The 17137-nt window shown below is 73.2% G+C and carries 13 protein-coding genes and 2 pseudogenes; 10 read left to right on the top strand and 5 right to left on the bottom strand.

The features are described 5' to 3' along the window. Positions 1 to 6: 6 nt before the first annotated feature. A complete protein-coding gene (locus tag AB0M39_RS29890) occupies positions 7 to 999 on the bottom strand; it encodes a DUF4184 family protein (protein WP_365369077.1) in 993 nt (330 codons plus the stop codon). A 211-nt stretch (positions 1000 to 1210) separates the two neighbouring features. Here AB0M39_RS29890 and AB0M39_RS29885 point away from each other — a divergent pair, with 211 nt between their 5' ends. From AB0M39_RS29885 to AB0M39_RS29875, 3 genes are all read left to right on the top strand, one after another. After that, positions 1211 to 2905: a lytic transglycosylase domain-containing protein gene (locus AB0M39_RS29885; protein WP_365369076.1), complete on the top strand. Its 1695-nt coding sequence runs from the start codon at positions 1211 to 1213 to the stop codon at positions 2903 to 2905. Between the two features lie 297 nt (positions 2906 to 3202). Further along, positions 3203 to 3340, top strand: coding sequence for an SPW_0924 family protein (locus AB0M39_RS29880; RefSeq protein ID WP_365369075.1), 138 nt, complete (start codon positions 3203 to 3205; stop codon positions 3338 to 3340). Positions 3341 to 3370: 30 nt separating this feature from the next. Continuing rightward, on the top strand, positions 3371 to 4360 hold the full coding sequence (locus AB0M39_RS29875; protein WP_365369074.1) for a DUF3068 domain-containing protein: 990 nt from the start codon (positions 3371 to 3373) through the stop codon (positions 4358 to 4360). A gap of 282 nt (positions 4361 to 4642) precedes the next feature. On the opposite strand, the gene hrpB is transcribed toward AB0M39_RS29875, so the two are convergent. Both hrpB and AB0M39_RS29865 read right to left on the bottom strand, forming a co-directional pair. Then, entirely contained in the window at positions 4643 to 7174 is a 2532-nt protein-coding gene (gene hrpB / locus AB0M39_RS29870) for an ATP-dependent helicase HrpB (RefSeq protein WP_365369073.1), read from the bottom strand. Between the two features lie 4 nt (positions 7175 to 7178). Continuing rightward, positions 7179 to 7991 carry a class I SAM-dependent methyltransferase gene (locus tag AB0M39_RS29865; RefSeq protein ID WP_365369072.1) on the bottom strand — a complete coding sequence of 271 codons (813 nt, stop codon included), beginning with the start codon at positions 7989 to 7991 and terminating at the stop codon, positions 7179 to 7181. Between the two features lie 350 nt (positions 7992 to 8341). Between AB0M39_RS29865 and rpsA the strand changes: the two genes are divergently transcribed. The 4 genes from rpsA (at position 8342) to AB0M39_RS29845 (ending at position 12238) form a co-directional block, all read left to right on the top strand. Next, positions 8342 to 9850: a 30S ribosomal protein S1 gene (gene rpsA / locus AB0M39_RS29860; RefSeq protein WP_365369071.1), complete on the top strand. Its 1509-nt coding sequence runs from the start codon at positions 8342 to 8344 to the stop codon at positions 9848 to 9850. Between the two features lie 209 nt (positions 9851 to 10059). Next, positions 10060 to 10998, top strand: coding sequence for a PAC2 family protein (locus AB0M39_RS29855; protein WP_365369070.1), 939 nt, complete (start codon positions 10060 to 10062; stop codon positions 10996 to 10998). 135 nt (positions 10999 to 11133) lie between these two features. Then, on the top strand, positions 11134 to 11748 hold the full coding sequence (coaE, locus tag AB0M39_RS29850) for a dephospho-CoA kinase (protein WP_365369069.1): 615 nt from the start codon (positions 11134 to 11136) through the stop codon (positions 11746 to 11748). Positions 11749 to 11869: 121 nt separating this feature from the next. Further along, on the top strand, positions 11870 to 12238 hold the full coding sequence (locus AB0M39_RS29845) for a tetratricopeptide repeat protein (RefSeq protein WP_365369068.1): 369 nt from the start codon (positions 11870 to 11872) through the stop codon (positions 12236 to 12238). Positions 12239 to 12256: 18 nt separating this feature from the next. On the opposite strand, the gene AB0M39_RS29840 is transcribed toward AB0M39_RS29845, so the two are convergent. After that, positions 12257 to 12604, bottom strand: coding sequence for a DUF6343 family protein (locus AB0M39_RS29840; protein ID WP_365369067.1), 348 nt, complete (start codon positions 12602 to 12604; stop codon positions 12257 to 12259). Between the two features lie 116 nt (positions 12605 to 12720). On the opposite strand from AB0M39_RS29840, the pseudogene AB0M39_RS29835 reads away from it, so the two are divergent. The 3 genes and pseudogenes from AB0M39_RS29835 (at position 12721) to AB0M39_RS29825 (ending at position 16697) form a co-directional block, all read left to right on the top strand. Further along, a pseudogene (locus tag AB0M39_RS29835) lies at positions 12721 to 13637 on the top strand (acyltransferase domain-containing protein). A gap of 520 nt (positions 13638 to 14157) precedes the next feature. After that, the gene (locus AB0M39_RS29830; RefSeq protein WP_365369066.1) at positions 14158 to 15147 is read left to right on the top strand and encodes a slipin family protein; all 990 of its coding nucleotides are present in this window, start codon (positions 14158 to 14160) and stop codon (positions 15145 to 15147) included. 92 nt (positions 15148 to 15239) lie between these two features. Further along, positions 15240 to 16697 (top strand): carboxylesterase family protein, encoded by a 1458-nt coding sequence (locus AB0M39_RS29825; RefSeq protein ID WP_365369065.1) that lies wholly within the window; start codon positions 15240 to 15242, stop codon positions 16695 to 16697. 347 nt (positions 16698 to 17044) lie between these two features. On the opposite strand, the pseudogene AB0M39_RS29820 reads toward AB0M39_RS29825, so the two are convergent. Then, a pseudogene (locus AB0M39_RS29820) lies at positions 17045 to 17137 on the bottom strand (hypothetical protein); the annotation flags it as partial.

Raw genomic sequence — 17137 nt, 5'->3', positions numbered from 1 at the left:
CAGTGGTCAGCGGGAGTCCTGCCGGACGGGCTCCGACCCGGCGGCCCGCTCCTGACCGCCGCGCGCACCCGCGGCCGTGCCGATGCCCGGACCCGCGGCCGTGCCCCTGTCCGCACCGGCGCCCCCGGCAGCACCCGTACGCGCACCTGGGCCCGTGCTGTCGCCCGGACCCGCGTCCGCAGGCGCGCCAGCGTCCGTACCCGTACGCCCCCTGAGCCGCATCCACACCGCGTACACCACCAACCCCACCGCGAGCCCCGCGCCCGCGCCGAAGCACGCGGTCGGGACGAGGTCGAGCGGCGACTCCGCCTTCCCGAAGACCGCGTAGAAGCGCGCGCACCGGTGGGCGACGCCGAGCAGGACGCACACCCCCAGCAGCGCCCACGCGAGCCGGCGACGGCGCCGGTCGAGAAGGGGCACCGAGGCGGGCGGCGCGACCTCGGGCTGGCGCCGCAGCGCGGAGACCAGGAACCATCCGAGGACCGCCATAGCCAGCGCCGAACTGCCGTACTGGGCGTACGAATACACCGGCAGGCCGCCCACCCACTCGTTGAGCACCGGCAGCAGCCGGGTGCCCCAGCGGTCGTGATGGGTGAAGGCGTCCCAGACCAGATGGGTGGCCGAGCCGACGACCGCCGAGAGATAGAAGCGCAGCGCGAACGCCGCCGGCCCGTCCGCTCCCCGGCCGCGCCCCTGAACGCAAGCCAGGACTCGGCCCTGCATCCGCACCGGCAGCAGGGCCGCCAGCGGATCGCGCAGGATCAGCCACAGGGCCACCATCGCCGCCGTGATCGCCGCGTCTACCGTGAGGAGCCCCGGCAGAGCGTGGGTGAAGGCGCCGAACTCCATGGCCCCCGGCACGGCGGTGGCCGCGAAGTACGTCATATCGGGCGCGAGGGAGCCCATCACCAGCGCCGAGGCGAGCAACGGCCCCCGCCCGGAGCCGTCTGACCGGATGCCCGGCAGCACCGCTGCCACGTGGCTCAGCGTGAACGGCATGGACGTGCCCCCTGTGACAGCGTTGATCGTTTGACCCCAGTATGCGTGACCCTCCGAGGGGGGAACGGTCTTCGGACTCTGGGCGGCGGGGGAGTGTCGAAGCGGTGAAAACCGGTCAGGGGGCTGTGTTCCGGGGCTCGATGTTGCCGTAGGGTCACGTGGGTCCGCGCAGGGGAGCGCGAACGGCCGTCGACGGGGAGGAAACAGACGTATGGCAGCGCAATTCGGCCGCCGACTTCGCAGGGGGGCGACCACCGCCACCGTGGCCGCGGCCGCCGTGGCCGCACTCTCCGCCTCCCAGGCCCCAGGAGTCTCGTCCGCCCACTCGGGCGGCTCCCAGGAGGCAGTCGACGCCACCCCGCCGCCCGGTGTCCCCGTCACCGGCAACTCCCCGTACTACACGGATCTTCCGCCGCTGAAGACGCCCGACAAACCGGGCACTTCCATAGATCTGCCCGCGACGGGCGCGGCGGAGTCGGGCATACCGGCCACCGTCCTCGCGGCGTACAAGCAGGCCCAGCAGAAGATCGCCGGCACGGACCCGGGCTGCCATGTGCCCTGGCAACTGCTCGCCGCGATCGGCAAGGTGGAGTCCGGCCAGGCGCGCGGCGGCCGGGTGGACGCGAACGGCACCACGCTCTCCCCGATCCTCGGCCCCGTCCTCAACGGCGTCGGATTCGCCGATATCAAGGACACCGACAAGGGCGAGTACGACGGCGACGCGCGGCACGACCGCGCGGTCGGCCCGATGCAGTTCATCCCGTCGACCTGGGCCCGCTGGGGCCAGGACGCCAACGACGACGGCCGCAAGGACCCCAACAACATCTACGACGCCTCGCTCGCCGCAGGGCTCTACCTCTGCGCCGACGGCCGGGATCTGGCGGTCAAGGACCAGCTCGACCGGGCGATCCTCGGCTACAACCACTCGCGCGAATACCTGCGCACGGTGCTGTCCTGGTTCGACTACTACAAGCGCGGCACCCACGAGGTCCCGGACGGCGACGGCGTCCTGCCGGTCGACGACGGCCCCGACAGCTCGGGCCCCACGCCGACCCCCAACCCCACGCCCAGCCCCTCGCGGCCCCAGCCCAAGCCCAGGCCTGACGCGCCGGACCCGAAGCCCACGCCTGACGCGCCCGGCCCCAAGCCGACGCCCGGCACGCCCGACCCGAAGCCCACGCCGAAGCCGACTCCCGACCCCAAGCCGACCCCGTCTCCCGTGACCCGCATCGAGAAGGCGGGCGCGGTCGAGCTGACGGCCATGGCGGGAGGCGAGTTCGCGGAGCGTGCCACGGTCCGGGTGAAGAACGCCGCGGGCAAGACGGTCTCCGGACAGTCCGTGCGCTTCGAGATCGTCGGCGACACCGAGGCCCGGTTCGCCGGCGCCAAGAAGAGCGTCGTCCTCGCCACGCGCGCCGACGGCACCACCACGACTCCCGCCCTCTCGGCGGGCGAGAAGGCCGGCGCGTTCACCGTCCGGGCCACCGTCGTGGGCCGCAGCCTGCCCGCGGTCGACTTCGCCGCGACCGTCACGGCCCGCGCGGCCGACGCCGTCGCCAGGACCGGCGACAAGCCCCTGACGGCCGCGCCCGGCGCGGAGTTCGCGGACGACGTCGAGGTCAAGGCCACGTACAAGGGCGCTGTCGCGTCCGGCGTCGCGGTGACCGCCACCATGATCACCTCCGCCGACGACCCGGCCGTCAACGACAAGGGCCCCTACTTCAAGGACGCCGAGGGCAAGCCGGTCCGCACGCTCGCCGAGCTGAAGACCGACGCCGACGGCCTGCTGAAGCTCCCGAAGATCTACGCGGACACGGCCACGGGCACGTTCCTGCTCCGCCTCACCGCCGAGGGCGGCGTGAGCGTGACCGTCGAGCTCAAGGTCGAGGCGCCGCCCGCCGCCTGACCGGCAGCACACAGCGCACAGCGACGCACCGCCCCGCCGCCGGACTCCGGCAGCGGGGCGGTGCGCTGTTCCGCGGCGCCCCTGGGTCTGGCGCGCCTCTGGGCCTGTCGCGCCCCCGAGTGCGTTGCGCCCCCCGCGCCCGTCGCACCCCGCGTCCGTCGCGCCCCGCGCCCGTCGTGCCGCCGGTGCGACGACGGTTGTCGGCGCGATCTGTTCTCATCTCGCGGCTCGATTGCTACGGTGCCCCAGCCCTGACGACCTGACGCTGTATCAGATCTCGCTCCCCGGGAGGCCCGCATGCGCGCCCTCGTCGCCGCAGCCGTCGGACTGGCCGCCGCCCTGGCCCTCGTCCTCACCGTCACGGCGATCGGCGCGCCCGCCGGCGAGACCTCGCCCAAGCCGCTGCTGACCACCGTCCCCGGCCCCAAGAAGTAGCCGGCCCCAGAGAAGCAGGAGGGCCAGACCATGCGCCGCAGAGCGAGCCTCGTACTCCTCGCCTTCGCCGTCTTCTTCGCCGCGCTCGCCCCGCTGCTGCGCTGGTACGCCTTCCCGCGGCTCGCGAAGATCCCGCCCGGCCAGTACCAGGAGACGGTGCTGGAGGCGAAGCCCGCGACCCTCCTCGACTACGGCACCCTCACCGCCAAGCAGGTCGAGAAGGTCACCATCGTGCAGACCCTCAAGGGCAATGTGGAGGAGTCCGAGAAGATCGAGCGCAGCGCCGGCCGCGACGTCGTCGTATGGGACTCGCTCGCCTACGTCCAGGGCCCCGACGGCAAGATGGTCTCCAAGCTCCCCGAGCGCTACATCTTCGACGCGCACAGCCAGGCCCCGGTCCACGCGACCGGCGAGAGCGTCGACGGCGAGGCGGTCCGGCGCGAGGGCATCGAGTTCAAGTGGCCGTTCCTGACCGAGAAGCGGTCGTACGAGTACTTCGACGCCCAGACCCGTACGTCCGCGCCCATCCACTACAAGGGCACCCAGAAGTTCCGCGGGCTCACGGTCTACTACTTCGAGCAGACCATCCCGTGGACGAAGGTCCCGTACCCCAAGGAGATGCCCATCCCGGGCGTGGACGCCGCCACGCTGGAGAAGCAGACGGGGACCACCCGCTGGTACACCACCAAGCGCATGTTCTGGGTCGACCCGGTCACCGGGGCGCCGGTCAACGGCGAGGAGATCCACCGGGAGGAGCTGCGCGGCGGCACCCTGCTGGGCGGCCGGGACAAGGTCACCGCCTTCGCCGGACATGTGAAGATGCGCCCGGACTACGTGGACTACACGGTCGACCTGGTCTCCTCCCAGCGCACGCTGGTGCTGCTGATGACCTCGTACCTGCCCTGGAGCTTCCTGCTGCTCGGCGGCGGACTGTTGACGCTCTCGCTGGTCCTGGAGGCCCGCGGCCGCCGGCCCCAGAAGCCCGCCGCCGAGCGCGAGCCGGAGCCGGTCGACGCCTGAGCGGACCCGCCGCCCGCACATGACCCCCGCCCGCCTGTCGCCTGGTCGCACGAGCCTGCCGCCCGCGGGCACAAGCCTGCCGACCGCGCGCACGAGCATGCCGTCTGCCGCCCGGGCGTACGAGCCTGTCCCGCCGCTCGCCCAGGCGCATGAGCCTGCCCCGCTCGTCGCTCGCGCGCACGAGCCCGCCCCGCCCGTCGCCCGGGGCGCATGCGCCTGTCGGACCGCGCACACCAGCCCGTCGCTCGCACGCACGAGCCTGCCGCCCGTGCCCGCGCCGCCTCACCCCCGGTCGAGACGCGCCTTCGTGTGCCGGGTGGCCTCCGCCGTCGACGGGTCCTGCGGCCAGGGGTGCTTGGGATAGCGGCCGCGCAGCTCCGCCCGCACGGACTGGTAGCCGTCCTTCCAGAACGACGCCAGATCCGCCGTGACCGCCGCCGGCCGCCCGGCCGGGGAGAGCAGATGCACCAGCACGGGCGTCCCCGCCACCGTGGGCGTCTCGGCCAGGCCGAACAGCTCCTGGAGCTTGACCGCGAGGACGGGCTGCGGGCCGCCGTACTCCACCCGGATCCGCGAGCCGCTCGGCACCTCGATCCGCTCCGGCGCCAGCTCGTCGAGCCGCGCCGCCTCGCCGGACGCCCACGGCAGCAGCCGCTGCAGCGCCTGCCCGGCCTGGATCCGCCCGAGATCGGCCCGCCGGCGGGCCCGGGAGAGCTCTGGTTCCAGCCATTCTTCCGCCCGGTCGAGCAGCGCCGCGTCGCCGACGTCCGGCCAGGGCGCGCCCTTGACCCGGTGCACGAAGGCGAGCCGCTCGCGCAGCCCCTCCGCCTCCCGCGTCCAGCGCAGCAGCCCGAGCCCCTCGCGCCGCAGCCCGTCCAGCAGCGCCGCGCGCACAAGAGAGGAGTCGGGGCTCTTCAGGGCGCGTGCGGAGAGCTCGACGGCCCCCAGCCGCTCGGCCTCCCTGGCCACGACGTCCCCGCCCTCCCAGCGCACCTCCTCGCCGCTCTCCAGCAGATGCGCGGCGGCCTTGCGCGCGGTCTCCTCGTCGACGACCGCGGCGAGGCGGATGCGGGCGGAGGCGGAGTGCGCGGGCCGGTCCGCGACGGCGACCGCCAGCCACGGCGCACTGCGCAGCGCCGACCCGTCGCCGAGCTCGCCCCCGGTCCCCGAGGCCATGAGATACGCCCCCGCGCCCCGGGCGCGCGCCACACGCTCGGGGAAGGCGAGCGCGACGACCAGCCCGGCGACCGCGTCGTCGGCCGCCGCGCGGGAGGAGTCCGCCGCACGGGAGGAATCCGCCCCGCCCGGCCCGGCGGCCGACCGCCGGACGTCCGACAGCGCGGACGCCAGCCGCCCCGCCTCCGTCCGCCAGCGCGCGGAATACGCGTCGCCGCCGCGGCGGGCCCGGCGCCAGGCGGCCGCCAGATCGTCCCCGTACTCCCTCGGCGGCTCCTCGCTCAGCAGCGCCACCACCTCGGCCGCCCGCCGCGCGCCCACCTCCGCGGCGCCGTCGAGGAGCGCACGCGCGAGACGGGGATGGACGCCCAGCCGCGACATCCGGGCGCCCCGCTCGGTCGCCCGCCCGCTCGCGTCCACCGCGCCGACGGCGGTCAGCACCGCACGCGCCGCGGCCAGCGCGCCCGCCGGGGGAGCGTCGAGCAGCGCCAGACCCGAGGCCGACGGATCGCCCCAGCACGCGGCCTGCAGCGCGAACGCCGCGAGGTCAGCGACCTTGATCTCGGGCGAGGGGAAGCGGGCGAGGCGCCCGTCCTCCGCCTCGGTCCAGCACCGGTACACCGCGCCCGGCGCCTCGCGCCCCGCACGCCCCGCTCGCTGCCGGGACGCCGCCTGCGACGCCCGGACCGTCGTCAGCGCGCTCAGCCCGCGGGCGTGATCGGTGCGCGGCTCGCGGGCGAGCCCCGAGTCGACCACGACCCGCACGCCGGGCACGGTCAGCGAGGACTCCGCCACCGAGGTCGCCAGCACCACCCGGCGCCCCCGCCCCGGCGCCAGCACCGCGTCCTGCACGGCCGCCGGCGCCCGCCCATGGACCTGGAGCACCTCGGCGTCCACGCCGCCCAGCATTCCCGCGACCCGCCCGATCTCCCCGACCCCGGGCAGAAAACACAGCACGTCCCCGGTGCGCTCGGCCAGCGCCCGCCGCACCACGGACGCCACATGCGTCAGCAGCGCCGGATCCACCCGCATCCCGTGCGGCGGTCTGACCGGCCTCGCCGGCGGCGCCCACACCGTCTGAACCGGATGGGACACGCCCTGCGCCTCGACGACCGGCGCGTCCCCGAGCAGCCGCGCCCAGCCCTGCGCGTCCGTGGTCGCCGAGGCGGCCACCAGCCGCAGCTCGGGCCGGAGCGCGGCCCGCACGTCCAGCAGGAACGCGGCCGTCGTGTCGGCGTCCAGATGCCGCTCATGGCACTCGTCGATCATCACCACGTCGACGCCCGCGAGCTCCTGGTCCCGCTGGAGCCGCTGAAGCAGCACGCCGGTGGTCACCACCTCGACCACCGTCTCGCGCCCCACCGCGCGCTCCCCGCGCACGGTGAAGCCGACGCGCCGGCCGACCTCCTCCCCGAGCAGCCACGCCATCCGGCGGGCCGCCGCCCGCGCCGCGATCCGCCGGGGCTCGGCGACCACGACCCGCGCGCCGCGCTCGGCCAGAGCCAGCGGAACCAGCGTGGTCTTGCCGGTTCCCGGCGGCGCGCACAGCACGGCGCACCCGTGCTCCTCCAGCGCGTGGCGCAGGGCGGGCAGGGCGGTGCGTACGGGCAGCTGGGCCAGGGCGTCTTCGCGGATCACACGCTCAGTCTCGTACGCAGACGAAGATCGCCGTCCCCGGGATCAGGTTTCCGCGCAGCGGGGACCAGCCGCCCCACTCCTGGCTGTTCCAGGCCGGCCACTCCGGCTCGACCAGGTCCGCCAGCCGGAAGCCTCCGGCCACCACGTCCCGCACCCGGTCGCCGATCGTGCGGTGGTGCTCCACATAGACGGCGCGCCCCTGCTCGTCCTGCTCGACGTACGGGGTGCGGTCGAAGTAGGAGGCGGCCACGGTGAGCCCCTCGGGCCCGGGCTCGTCGGGGAAGGCCCACCGGATCGGGTGCGTGACGGAGAAGACCCACCGCCCGCCCGGCCGCAGGACCCGTCTGACCTCGCGGAACACCGCCGCCGGGTCGGCCACGAAGGGCACCGCGCCGTACGCCGAGCACACCAGGTCGAAGGCGCCGTCCGCGAAGGGCAGCGCCCCCGCGTCCGCCTCCACCAGCGGTACGCGGCCGGCGTCGCCGCCGATCCGCAGCGCGTGCTGGAGCTGGCGGTGCGAGAGGTCCAGGGCGACCGGGCGCGCGCCCTGCGCGGCCAGCCAGCGCGAGCACTGCGCCGCGCCCGCGCCGATCTCCAGCACGTCCAGGCCCTTCAGCGACCCGGCGGGGCCCAGGAGACGCGCCTCGGCCTCGTCGAGGCCCTCGGGTCCCCAGACGAAGCGGTCGTCCCCCAGGAACGCGCCGTGCTCGCTCTGGTACTCGTCGGCGTTCCGGTCCCACCAGCCGCGACTGGCGTGGCTGCTCTCCGCGTCGCCGGTGTCACGGCGAGTCGCCTCCGGCTCGAAATCTTGGATCATCGTCACCGTCGTTGTAGTTTGCGTCCAGCGCGCCGATGGCGACCGGAGGGCCCATGGTGGCCTCGGCAAACATTAGTTGTGCCGGGTATAGGGCGTTCCGCCCCGGGTGTGCGCCTTCGCGCATTGACCGCCTCCGGCTGCCCCCGTATGCTACAAGTTGCGCTGCGGGCCTGCGCGCTTCAGACAGAGCAGGCCGCGCTCGCATCTGTATGTATGTCCCCTCGGTTCACGAGGCGTCCCCCGCTGGCTGGGGAGGCGCTTCCAAAGCTGTCCGGCTTCTACAGCTGCGATACGGGCTCTCGGCGTAGCAGTACCTACGACTCACTGTCCGTACCGGAGCCCTTTCCCACATGACGAGCAGCACCGAGACCACCGCCACCACCCCGCAGGTAGCGGTCAACGACATCGGTAACGAGGAAGCCTTCCTCGCCGCGATCGACGAGACGATCAAGTACTTCAACGACGGCGACATCGTCGACGGCGTCATCGTGAAGGTCGACCGGGACGAGGTCCTGCTCGACATCGGTTACAAGACCGAAGGTGTCATCCCGAGCCGCGAGCTCTCGATCAAGCACGACGTCGACCCGAACGAGGTCGTCAAGGTCGGCGACGAGATCGAGGCCCTGGTTCTCCAGAAGGAGGACAAGGAAGGCCGCCTGATCCTCTCGAAGAAGCGCGCTCAGTACGAGCGTGCCTGGGGCACCATCGAGAAGATCAAGGAAGAGGACGGCATCGTCACCGGCACCGTCATCGAGGTCGTCAAGGGTGGTCTCATCCTCGACATCGGCCTCCGTGGCTTCCTGCCGGCATCTCTCGTCGAGATGCGCCGTGTCCGCGACCTCCAGCCCTACGTGGGCAAGGAGCTCGAGGCGAAGATCATCGAGCTGGACAAGAACCGCAACAACGTGGTCCTGTCCCGCCGCGCCTGGCTCGAGCAGACCCAGTCCGAGGTTCGCCAGACGTTCCTCACCACCCTGCAGAAGGGTCAGGTCCGCTCCGGCGTCGTCTCCTCGATCGTCAACTTCGGCGCCTTCGTGGACCTCGGCGGCGTCGACGGCCTCGTCCACGTCTCCGAGCTCTCCTGGAAGCACATCGACCACCCCTCCGAGGTTGTCGAGGTCGGCCAGGAAGTCACCGTCGAGGTTCTCGACGTCGACATGGACCGCGAGCGCGTCTCCCTGTCGCTCAAGGCGACGCAGGAAGACCCGTGGCAGCAGTTCGCCCGGACCCACCAGATCGGCCAGGTCGTCCCGGGCAAGGTCACCAAGCTGGTTCCGTTCGGTGCGTTCGTCCGCGTGGACGAGGGCATCGAGGGTCTGGTCCACATCTCCGAGCTGGCCGAGCGCCACGTGGAGATCCCGGAGCAGGTCGTCCAGGTCAACGACGAGATCTTCGTCAAGGTCATCGACATCGACCTCGAGCGTCGCCGGATCTCGCTGTCGCTGAAGCAGGCCAACGAGTCCTTCGGCGCCGACCCGGCCTCGGTCGAGTTCGACCCGACCCTGTACGGCATGGCCGCGTCGTACGACGACCAGGGCAACTACATCTACCCCGAGGGCTTCGACCCCGAGACCAACGACTGGCTCGAGGGCTTCGAGACCCAGCGCGAGGCTTGGGAGGGCCAGTACGCCGAGGCGCAGCAGCGCTTCGAGCAGCACCAGGCCCAGGTCATCAAGTCCCGCGAGGCCGACGAGGCCGCTGCCGCCGAGGGCGCTGCCGCCCCGGCCGCCGGTGGCAACGCCGGTGCGGGCGTCTCGGGTGGTTCGTACTCCTCGGAGTCGGACGACAACTCCGGCGCCCTGGCGTCGGACGAGGCGCTGGCCGCCCTGCGCGAGAAGCTGGCGGGCGGCCAGAGCTGAAGCTCTGACACGTCAGCCTGCGACTAGCTGAGAGTAGGGCCCGCTCCCCCTGGGGAGCGGGCCCTACTCGCGTTCCGCGCGCCTGCGGGTGCGCGCTCCCCGTTTCTTGATCGAAATCCTTGATCGAACTCCTCGAGATCGCGCCCTCGCGGGAATGCCGTTGCCCCAGCGCACGTTCTCCTGTGTGGACACGAGGAGGAGCGGTAATCGTGCTTGATCCGCAGGGATTGTACGAATGGGAGCCGAAGGGCCTCGCGGTCGTCGACATGGCGCTCGCGCAGGAATCGGCCGGCCTGGTCATGCTGTACCACTTCGACGGATACATCGACGCGGGCGAGACGGGTGAGCAGATCGTCGACAACCTGCTGGAGACCCTTCCCCACCAAGTAGTGGCCCGCTTCGACCACGACAGACTCGTGGACTACCGCGCCCGCCGCCCGCTGCTCACCTTCCGCCGCGACCGCTGGGCCGGGTACGAGACCCCGGCGATCGAGGTCCGCTTGGTGCAGGACGCGACGGGCGCGCCGTTCCTGCTGCTGTCCGGACCCGAGCCGGACGTGGAGTGGGAGCGCTTCGCCGCCGCCGTGCGGCAGATCATCGAGCGGCTCGGAGTGCGGCTCGCGGTCAACTTCCACGGCATCCCCATGGGCGTCCCGCACACCCGCCCGGTGGGACTCACCCCGCACGGCAACCGCACGGACCTGATGCCGGGCCACCGCAGCCCCTTCGACGAGGCGCAGGTCCCCGGCAGCGCGGAGTCGCTGGTCGAGTACCGCCTGATGGAGTCCGGGCACGACGTCCTCGGCGTGGCCGCGCATGTGCCGCACTACGTCGCCCGCTCCTCCTACCCGGACGCCGCGCTGACCGCCCTGGAGGCGATCACGGCAGCGACCGGGCTGGTGCTGCCGACGGTCGCGCACTCGCTGCGCACCGAGGCGCACCGCACCCAGACCGAGATCGAGCGCCAGATCGGCGAGGGCGACGAGGAACTGGTCGCGCTGGTGCAGGGACTTGAGCACCAGTACGACGCGATGGCCGGCGCGGAGACGCGAGGCAGCCTGGTCGCGGAGCCGGTGGACCTGCCCTCCGCCGACGAGCTCGGCCGGGAGTTCGAGCGCTTCCTCGCGGAGCGCGAGGGCGAGGGCTGAGATCCGGATCCGGCGGGGCGTTGTGGGGCGGCCGCTATAGGGCGCGCGGGGGCGCGGCCGCTATAGGGGATGTGCGGGTCCAGGGGAGCGGAGGGGGTCTGGGGACGGCTATAGCGCTCGCGTAGGCTGCGGCTCATGCTGACCGTGGGCCTGACCGGTGGAATCGGCGCCGGCAAGAGCGAAGTCTCCCGTCTTCTCGCCTCGTACGGCGCCGTCCTGGTCGACGCCGACAAGATCGCCCGCGAGGTCGTCGAGCCCGGAACGCCCGGGCTCGCGGCCGTCGTCGACGCCTTCGGCCCCGAGATCCTCACCGCCGACGGCGCCCTGGACCGCCCCAAGCTCGGCTCGATCGTCTTCGCCGACCCCGAGCGGCTGGCCGTGCTCAACCAGATCGTCCATCCGCTGGTCGGCGCGCGCTCCAAGGAGCTCGAGGCCGCGGCCGGGCCCGACGCGGTCGTCGTCCACGATGTGCCGCTGCTGACGGAGAACGGCCTGGCCGGACTGTACGACGTGGTGGTCGTGGTGGACGCGTCGACCGAGACGCAGCTCGACCGGCTGGTACGGCTGCGCAAGATGGCCGAGTCCGAGGCCCGGGCGCGGATGGCGGCGCAGGCCACCCGGGAGCAGCGCCGCGCGGTCGCCGACCTCGTCGTCGACAACGACGGCCCGCTGGAGAGCCTGGAGCCGCAGGTGCGGAAGGTCTGGGAGGAGCTGAACCGCAGGGCGGCGGAGGCGGGCGCCGGCTCCTGAGCCGATCTGCGCGTGCGTGGGCGAGCCGACCCGGGAGTGCCATCACGCCTCCGGGCAGCTCATCGGAATACCCCTGACAGGGCCCGTGTTGGAACCGTTCAGCGAGGGGAAGGATGCCACCGTGCCCAAGAGGAACCCGCAGACGCACGTCATCGACTTCCGCGCGGCCGAGCAGTTGCTCGCCGCGAGGGATCCACGTGGCGCCGTGAAGCTACTGGACTCGGTGATCGCGGCCCACCCCGAGAACACGGCGGCCCGGCTGCTGCGCGCCCGCGCCTTCTTCGCCGCCGCCCAACTGCGCCCGGCCGAGCTTGAGTTCGAGCTGGTCCTGGAGCGCGAGCCCGACAACGCCTTCGCCCACTTCGCGCTGGCCCGCACCTTCGAGCGGTCCGGCCGGGCCGAGCAGGCCCAGCGCCACTTCCGGCTGGCCGCGGCGCTCGATCCGAATCCGGAGTATCTGAAGGCCGCGCGCTTCGACTCGCAGGCCTGACGGTCGGCCAGCCTGGAGCTACCTCCCGTGCCCCGGCTGCGGACCGCCACGACCTAGACCGCCACGGCCGGCGTCGCGCCGTTGTCCTGTGGCCGGCCGTTGTCCTGTGCCGCCGTGATCCGGCTCGTACGGCGGGATGTCCCGGCCCGGCTGGTAGTGCGGGCCCTGGCGGATATGGCGCGCCACCATGACCAGATCGACCGCGACGATCACGAACAGCACCCCGCAGGCCGCCGCCCAGCCGGGGCGGCCGACCAGCGCGAAGGCCGCCGTGCCCGCGGCGGCCCAGATCAGGCCCCAGATACTCAGCCACAGCCGCAGTCGCAGAGGACTGCGTGCGGTCGTCGGCTCACTCCCAGTGCGCATGGCAATCGCGTCCTCCAGTCCAGGATGCACCCGCCGGGCACCGCCGCGGCGCGCTCGGCGGGCCGCGATCCGACGCCCTCGACAGGACGCCCCGACCCCGCAGGCGAGGAGCCCACGTGACCCGTGCAGCGATCGAACTGCCGCAGGAGGAGGAGCTCGCCGAGGCGCTGCTGGACCTGGCCGTGCCGCACGAGGACGTCAACGAACTCCTCGCGCTGCGCGAGCGGATGACGTCCGACCCGGGGCTGCGCCGGCTGCTGGAGTCGGACGTGGGGGCGCTGGTCCAGGACATCGGAGAGGTCGACCGAGGCGGCAGGCTCACCTGGCTGCAGGGCGAGCCGGGGCCGGTCGGGCGGTACTTCCCGGTGTTCGTGTTCGTCGCCGCGCTGCCCGCCGTACGGGCGTACCACCGCGAGCGCTCCGTGCCGGACGAGGTGTCGCGCCGCACGCTCGCCGACCTCGGCCGCCAGATGGCCGTCCATAGGCGCCGGCGCGGCACGGGCGGGCTCCTGATCCCGGGATGGATCGGACTCCACTTCCGGGGCGAGATCTACCAGTTGGGGCGGCTGCAGTTCGAGCGGGCGCGGCTCGGCGGACGCACCGGGGAGGCGGTGCGCGCGGCCGGCCTGCCCCTCGGGCCCGAGGACCCGTGTCTGAGCGTGCACATCCCCGACTGTCTGGGGCCGATCACGCCGGCCGCCTGCGACCGCTCGATCGCCCGGGCGAGGAGTTCTTCGCACGGTGCTTCCCGGAGGAGCCCTACCGGGCCGCCGTCTGCCACTCCTGGCTGCTCGACCGCCAGCTCGCCGAGTATCTGCCGCCGGACTCCAACATCGTCCGCTTCCAGCAGCGCTTTCGGACGGCGTACGAGACGAAGGAGCCGGAGGACGACGCCCCGGTCGGCTTCGTCTTCGGCGACCCCGACCTCCCACCCGCCGCCCTGCCACGCCACACCTCGCTCCAACGCGCAATCGGCGACCACCTACGATCGGGCCGCCACTGGTACGGCGGCCACGGCTGGTTCGAGTTGTGAGCGGCCAGGGCCCGGGGCACATCCAGCCCGCCGCCCCACGCACACCCAGCCCGTCCGGCGCTCGAGGACGAAGCCTTGGCTGGGGGTGTCCCGCACTTTCAGCCCGTCCGGCGTTTGAGGACGAGCCCTCGGCCAGGGCGACCAATCCAGCCCGTCCGGCGCTTGAGGACGAGACCTCGGCGGGGGCGACCCGCACACCCAGCCCGTCCGCCGCTTGAGGACGAGCCCTCGGCCGGGGCGACCAATCCAGCCCGTCCGGCGTTTGAGGACGAAGCCCTCGGCCGGGGCGACCCGCACCTTCAGCCGGTCCGGCGTTTGAGGACGAGGCCTTGGGCCGGGGCGACCCGCACATCCAGCCCGTCCGGCGCTTGAGGACGAAGCCTCCAGCGGGGGCGACCCGCACACTCCGCTCCGCCGCCCCCACAGGGCCCCCGTGAGACTCGACCCTTCGGGCAACTCGGGCATACCGTGGTAGAGAGCATCCGGCTCGACAGCAGCTCGCACGGTTGGGGGTGCCCTGATGGTCGAGGAGCTGGTGGCTGCGGGAGTAGCGGCCGCCGCAGGCTGTGTGGTGTACGTGCTGGCCGCGGCCAAAGTGGTCAAGCAGTACGAACGGGGCGTGGTCTTCCGTCTCGGCCGGCTGCGCCACGAGATCCGAGGACCGGGCTTCACCATGATCGTCCCCGGGTTCGACCGGCTCCGTAAGGTCAACATGCAGATCGTGACCATGCCGGTGCCGGCCCAGGACGGGATCACGCGGGACAACGTGACGGTCCGCGTGGACGCGGTGATCTACTTCAAGGTCATCGACGCGGCGGACGCGGTCGTGCAGGTGGAGGACTACCGCTTCGCGGTGTCCCAGATGGCGCAGACCTCGCTGCGGTCGATCATCGGCAAGAGCGACCTGGACGATCTGCTGTCGAACCGCGAGAAGCTGAACCAGGGCCTGGAGTTGATGATCGACAGCCCGGCCATGGGATGGGGCGTCCAGATCGACCGGGTGGAGATCAAGGACGTGTCGCTGCCCGAGGCCATGAAGCGCTCTATGGCGCGTCAGGCGGAGGCGGACCGCGAGCGGCGGGCGCGTGTCATCAACGCCGACGCGGAGCTCCAGGCGTCGAAGAAGCTGGCCGAGGCGGCGGGCGTGATGTCCGAGCAGCCGGCGGCCCTCCAGCTGAGGCTCCTGCAGACCGTGGTCGCCGTCGCCGCCGAGAAGAACTCGACGCTGGTCCTGCCCTTCCCGGTCGAGCTCCTGCGCTTCCTCGAGCGCGCCGCCCCGCAGCAGCCCGGACAGCCGGAGCCGGGCCAGCAGCAGGCGGGCCAGCAGCAGGCGGGCGAGCCGCAGCCGGGCCCGTCGCAGCTCGGGCAGTCGCAGCCGCAGCCGGAGGCCCTGGAGGAACGCCCCGCGGACGCGCCCGAGGCCCCCGGGATCGAGGCCGCGCCCCCGGCCGAGGCTCCGCCGCAGATCCAGCCGCCGTCGCCGCCCCAGGCCATGCCGCCCGCCGCATGAGACCGCGCAGGCCCCCGCGCCGCCCGGACGCGGCGGCCCGCCGCCCGACGCGCTCTGTGCGAGGAGCACCCGTCCGGGGCAGGCTGGGAGCCATGACGCAGAGCGAACCCGTGTGCACCACCCGCCAAGGCGCGGTCCGCGGCCGTCTCACCCCGTCGGGGGCGGCTGCCTTCCTGGGCATCGAGTACGCGAGAGCGCACCGGTTCGCGCCGCCGGGCCCGCCCGAGCCGTGGACCGGCGTACGCGATGCGACCGCGTACGGGCCGACCGCGCCGAAAGCCCCGTACGCACCGCCCTTCGACGCGCTGATACCGGAGGACTCGATCCCCGGCGACGGCTTCCTCAACCTCAACGTATGGACGCCGTCGCCCGGCCCCGGCGCGCGGCTGCCGGTGCTGGTGTGGCTGCACGGCGGGTCGTTCGCGAACGGCTCCGGCTCCGCCCCCGCGTACGACGGCAGCGCCTTCGCGCGCGACGGAGTCGTCTGCGTGACGCTCAACTACCGCCTGGGAGCGGAGGGCTTCCTCCATCTCGACGGCGCGCCCGACAACCGCGGGCTGCTCGACCAGATCGCGGCGCTGGAGTGGGTGCGGGACAACATCGCCGCGTTCGGCGGCGATCCGGACCGGGTGACCGTGTGCGGCGAGTCGGCGGGCGCGATGAGCATCGGCGTCCTGCTGAGCACCGAGCGGGCGGGCGGGCTGTTCGGGCGGGCGATCCTCCAGAGCGGCGCGGCGCACCACTTCCTGCGGCCCGCGTCCGCGCGGCTGATCACGGCACGGCTCGCGGAGAAGCTGGGCCTCGCCGAGCCGACGTCCGAGGCCTTCGCCGGGGTTCCGATGGAGAAGCTGCTCCCCGCCCAGGCGGAGCTCCGCGCGGAGATCGGCGCGCGGCCCGACCCCGCCCGATGGGGCGAGGCGGCGCTCAACATGATGCAGTTCGAGCCGGTCGCGCCAGGGCTCGCGCTGCCCGGCCCCGAGTGCGGAGTGCAGCTGCTGGTGGGCAGCAACCGCGAGGAGTACCGGCTGTTCCTGGTCCCCACCGAGCGGCTGGAGGTGCTGCCCGAGCGGAAGCTGCGGGCGACCGCGCAGGCGTACGGCCTCGATCCGGACGTCGCGCTTCCGGTCTACCGCGACAGCAGGCCGGGGGCCGTGCCCGGGGAGATCTTCGACGCGGTGGCCACGGACTGGTTCTACCGGATACCCGCGATCCGGCTCGCCGAGGCCGTCCCCGGTTCGTACATGTACGAGTTCGCCTGGCGCTCGCCCCGCTTCGACGGCCGGCTGGGCGCGTGCCACGCCTGCGAGCTCGCGTTCGTCTTCGACAACCTGAGCGAGCCTTCGTACGCCCCGGTGATCGGCGAGCGGCCGCCGCAGGGCGTGGCCGATGCGATGCACGGGGCGTGGGCGGCGTTCGCGACGACGGGGGACCCCGGATGGGAGGCGTACGACCCGGCCGGAGCGCGCACGACGATGATCTTCGACGAGGAGTCCGGGGCGGCGCCGGACCCGCGCGGGCGGGAGCGGGAGCTCTGGGACGGGGTGCGCTGAGACCAGTGCCGAAGGCGCGCTGGGGCAGGCGGCGCAGGCGCTCGGCGGTCGTTGTCAGACCCCACCCGTAAGGTCGGAGATCCAGCACATCGGACGCGATCGACGGGACGGAGGTGACCCGGTGACCTGGGAGACCCTGCACAGCTGCGCCGCGGTCTTCGTTCCGGCGGAGCTGCCGCGTCAGGGGCGGGTCGCGTTCTGGGACCCCGACGGCGGCGACCGGCTCGAGGGCGCCGACGGCCAGCTCGAAGTGGTCTGCCCCGACGGCGACGGCGACGGCGACGGCGTCCGCGCCCGCACCGTGCCCGCCGTGCTGCTGCCCGTCGCCGAGGCCGTGCCGCTGCTCTCAGCTCGGCCACGACGTCGACGATCAAGTCCTCCTGGCCGGCGATGGCCTGCCGCCTGCCGAGCTCGAAGAACACATCGCGCGGGTCGACCCC

Origin of the sequence: Streptomyces sp. NPDC051907 (assembly GCF_040681075.1) — a bacterium.
Classification (GTDB): Bacteria; Actinomycetota; Actinomycetes; order Streptomycetales; family Streptomycetaceae; genus Streptomyces.
The sequence above is the reverse complement of the archived record's forward strand: the minus strand, read 5'-3'. Positions and strand labels throughout refer to the sequence as shown.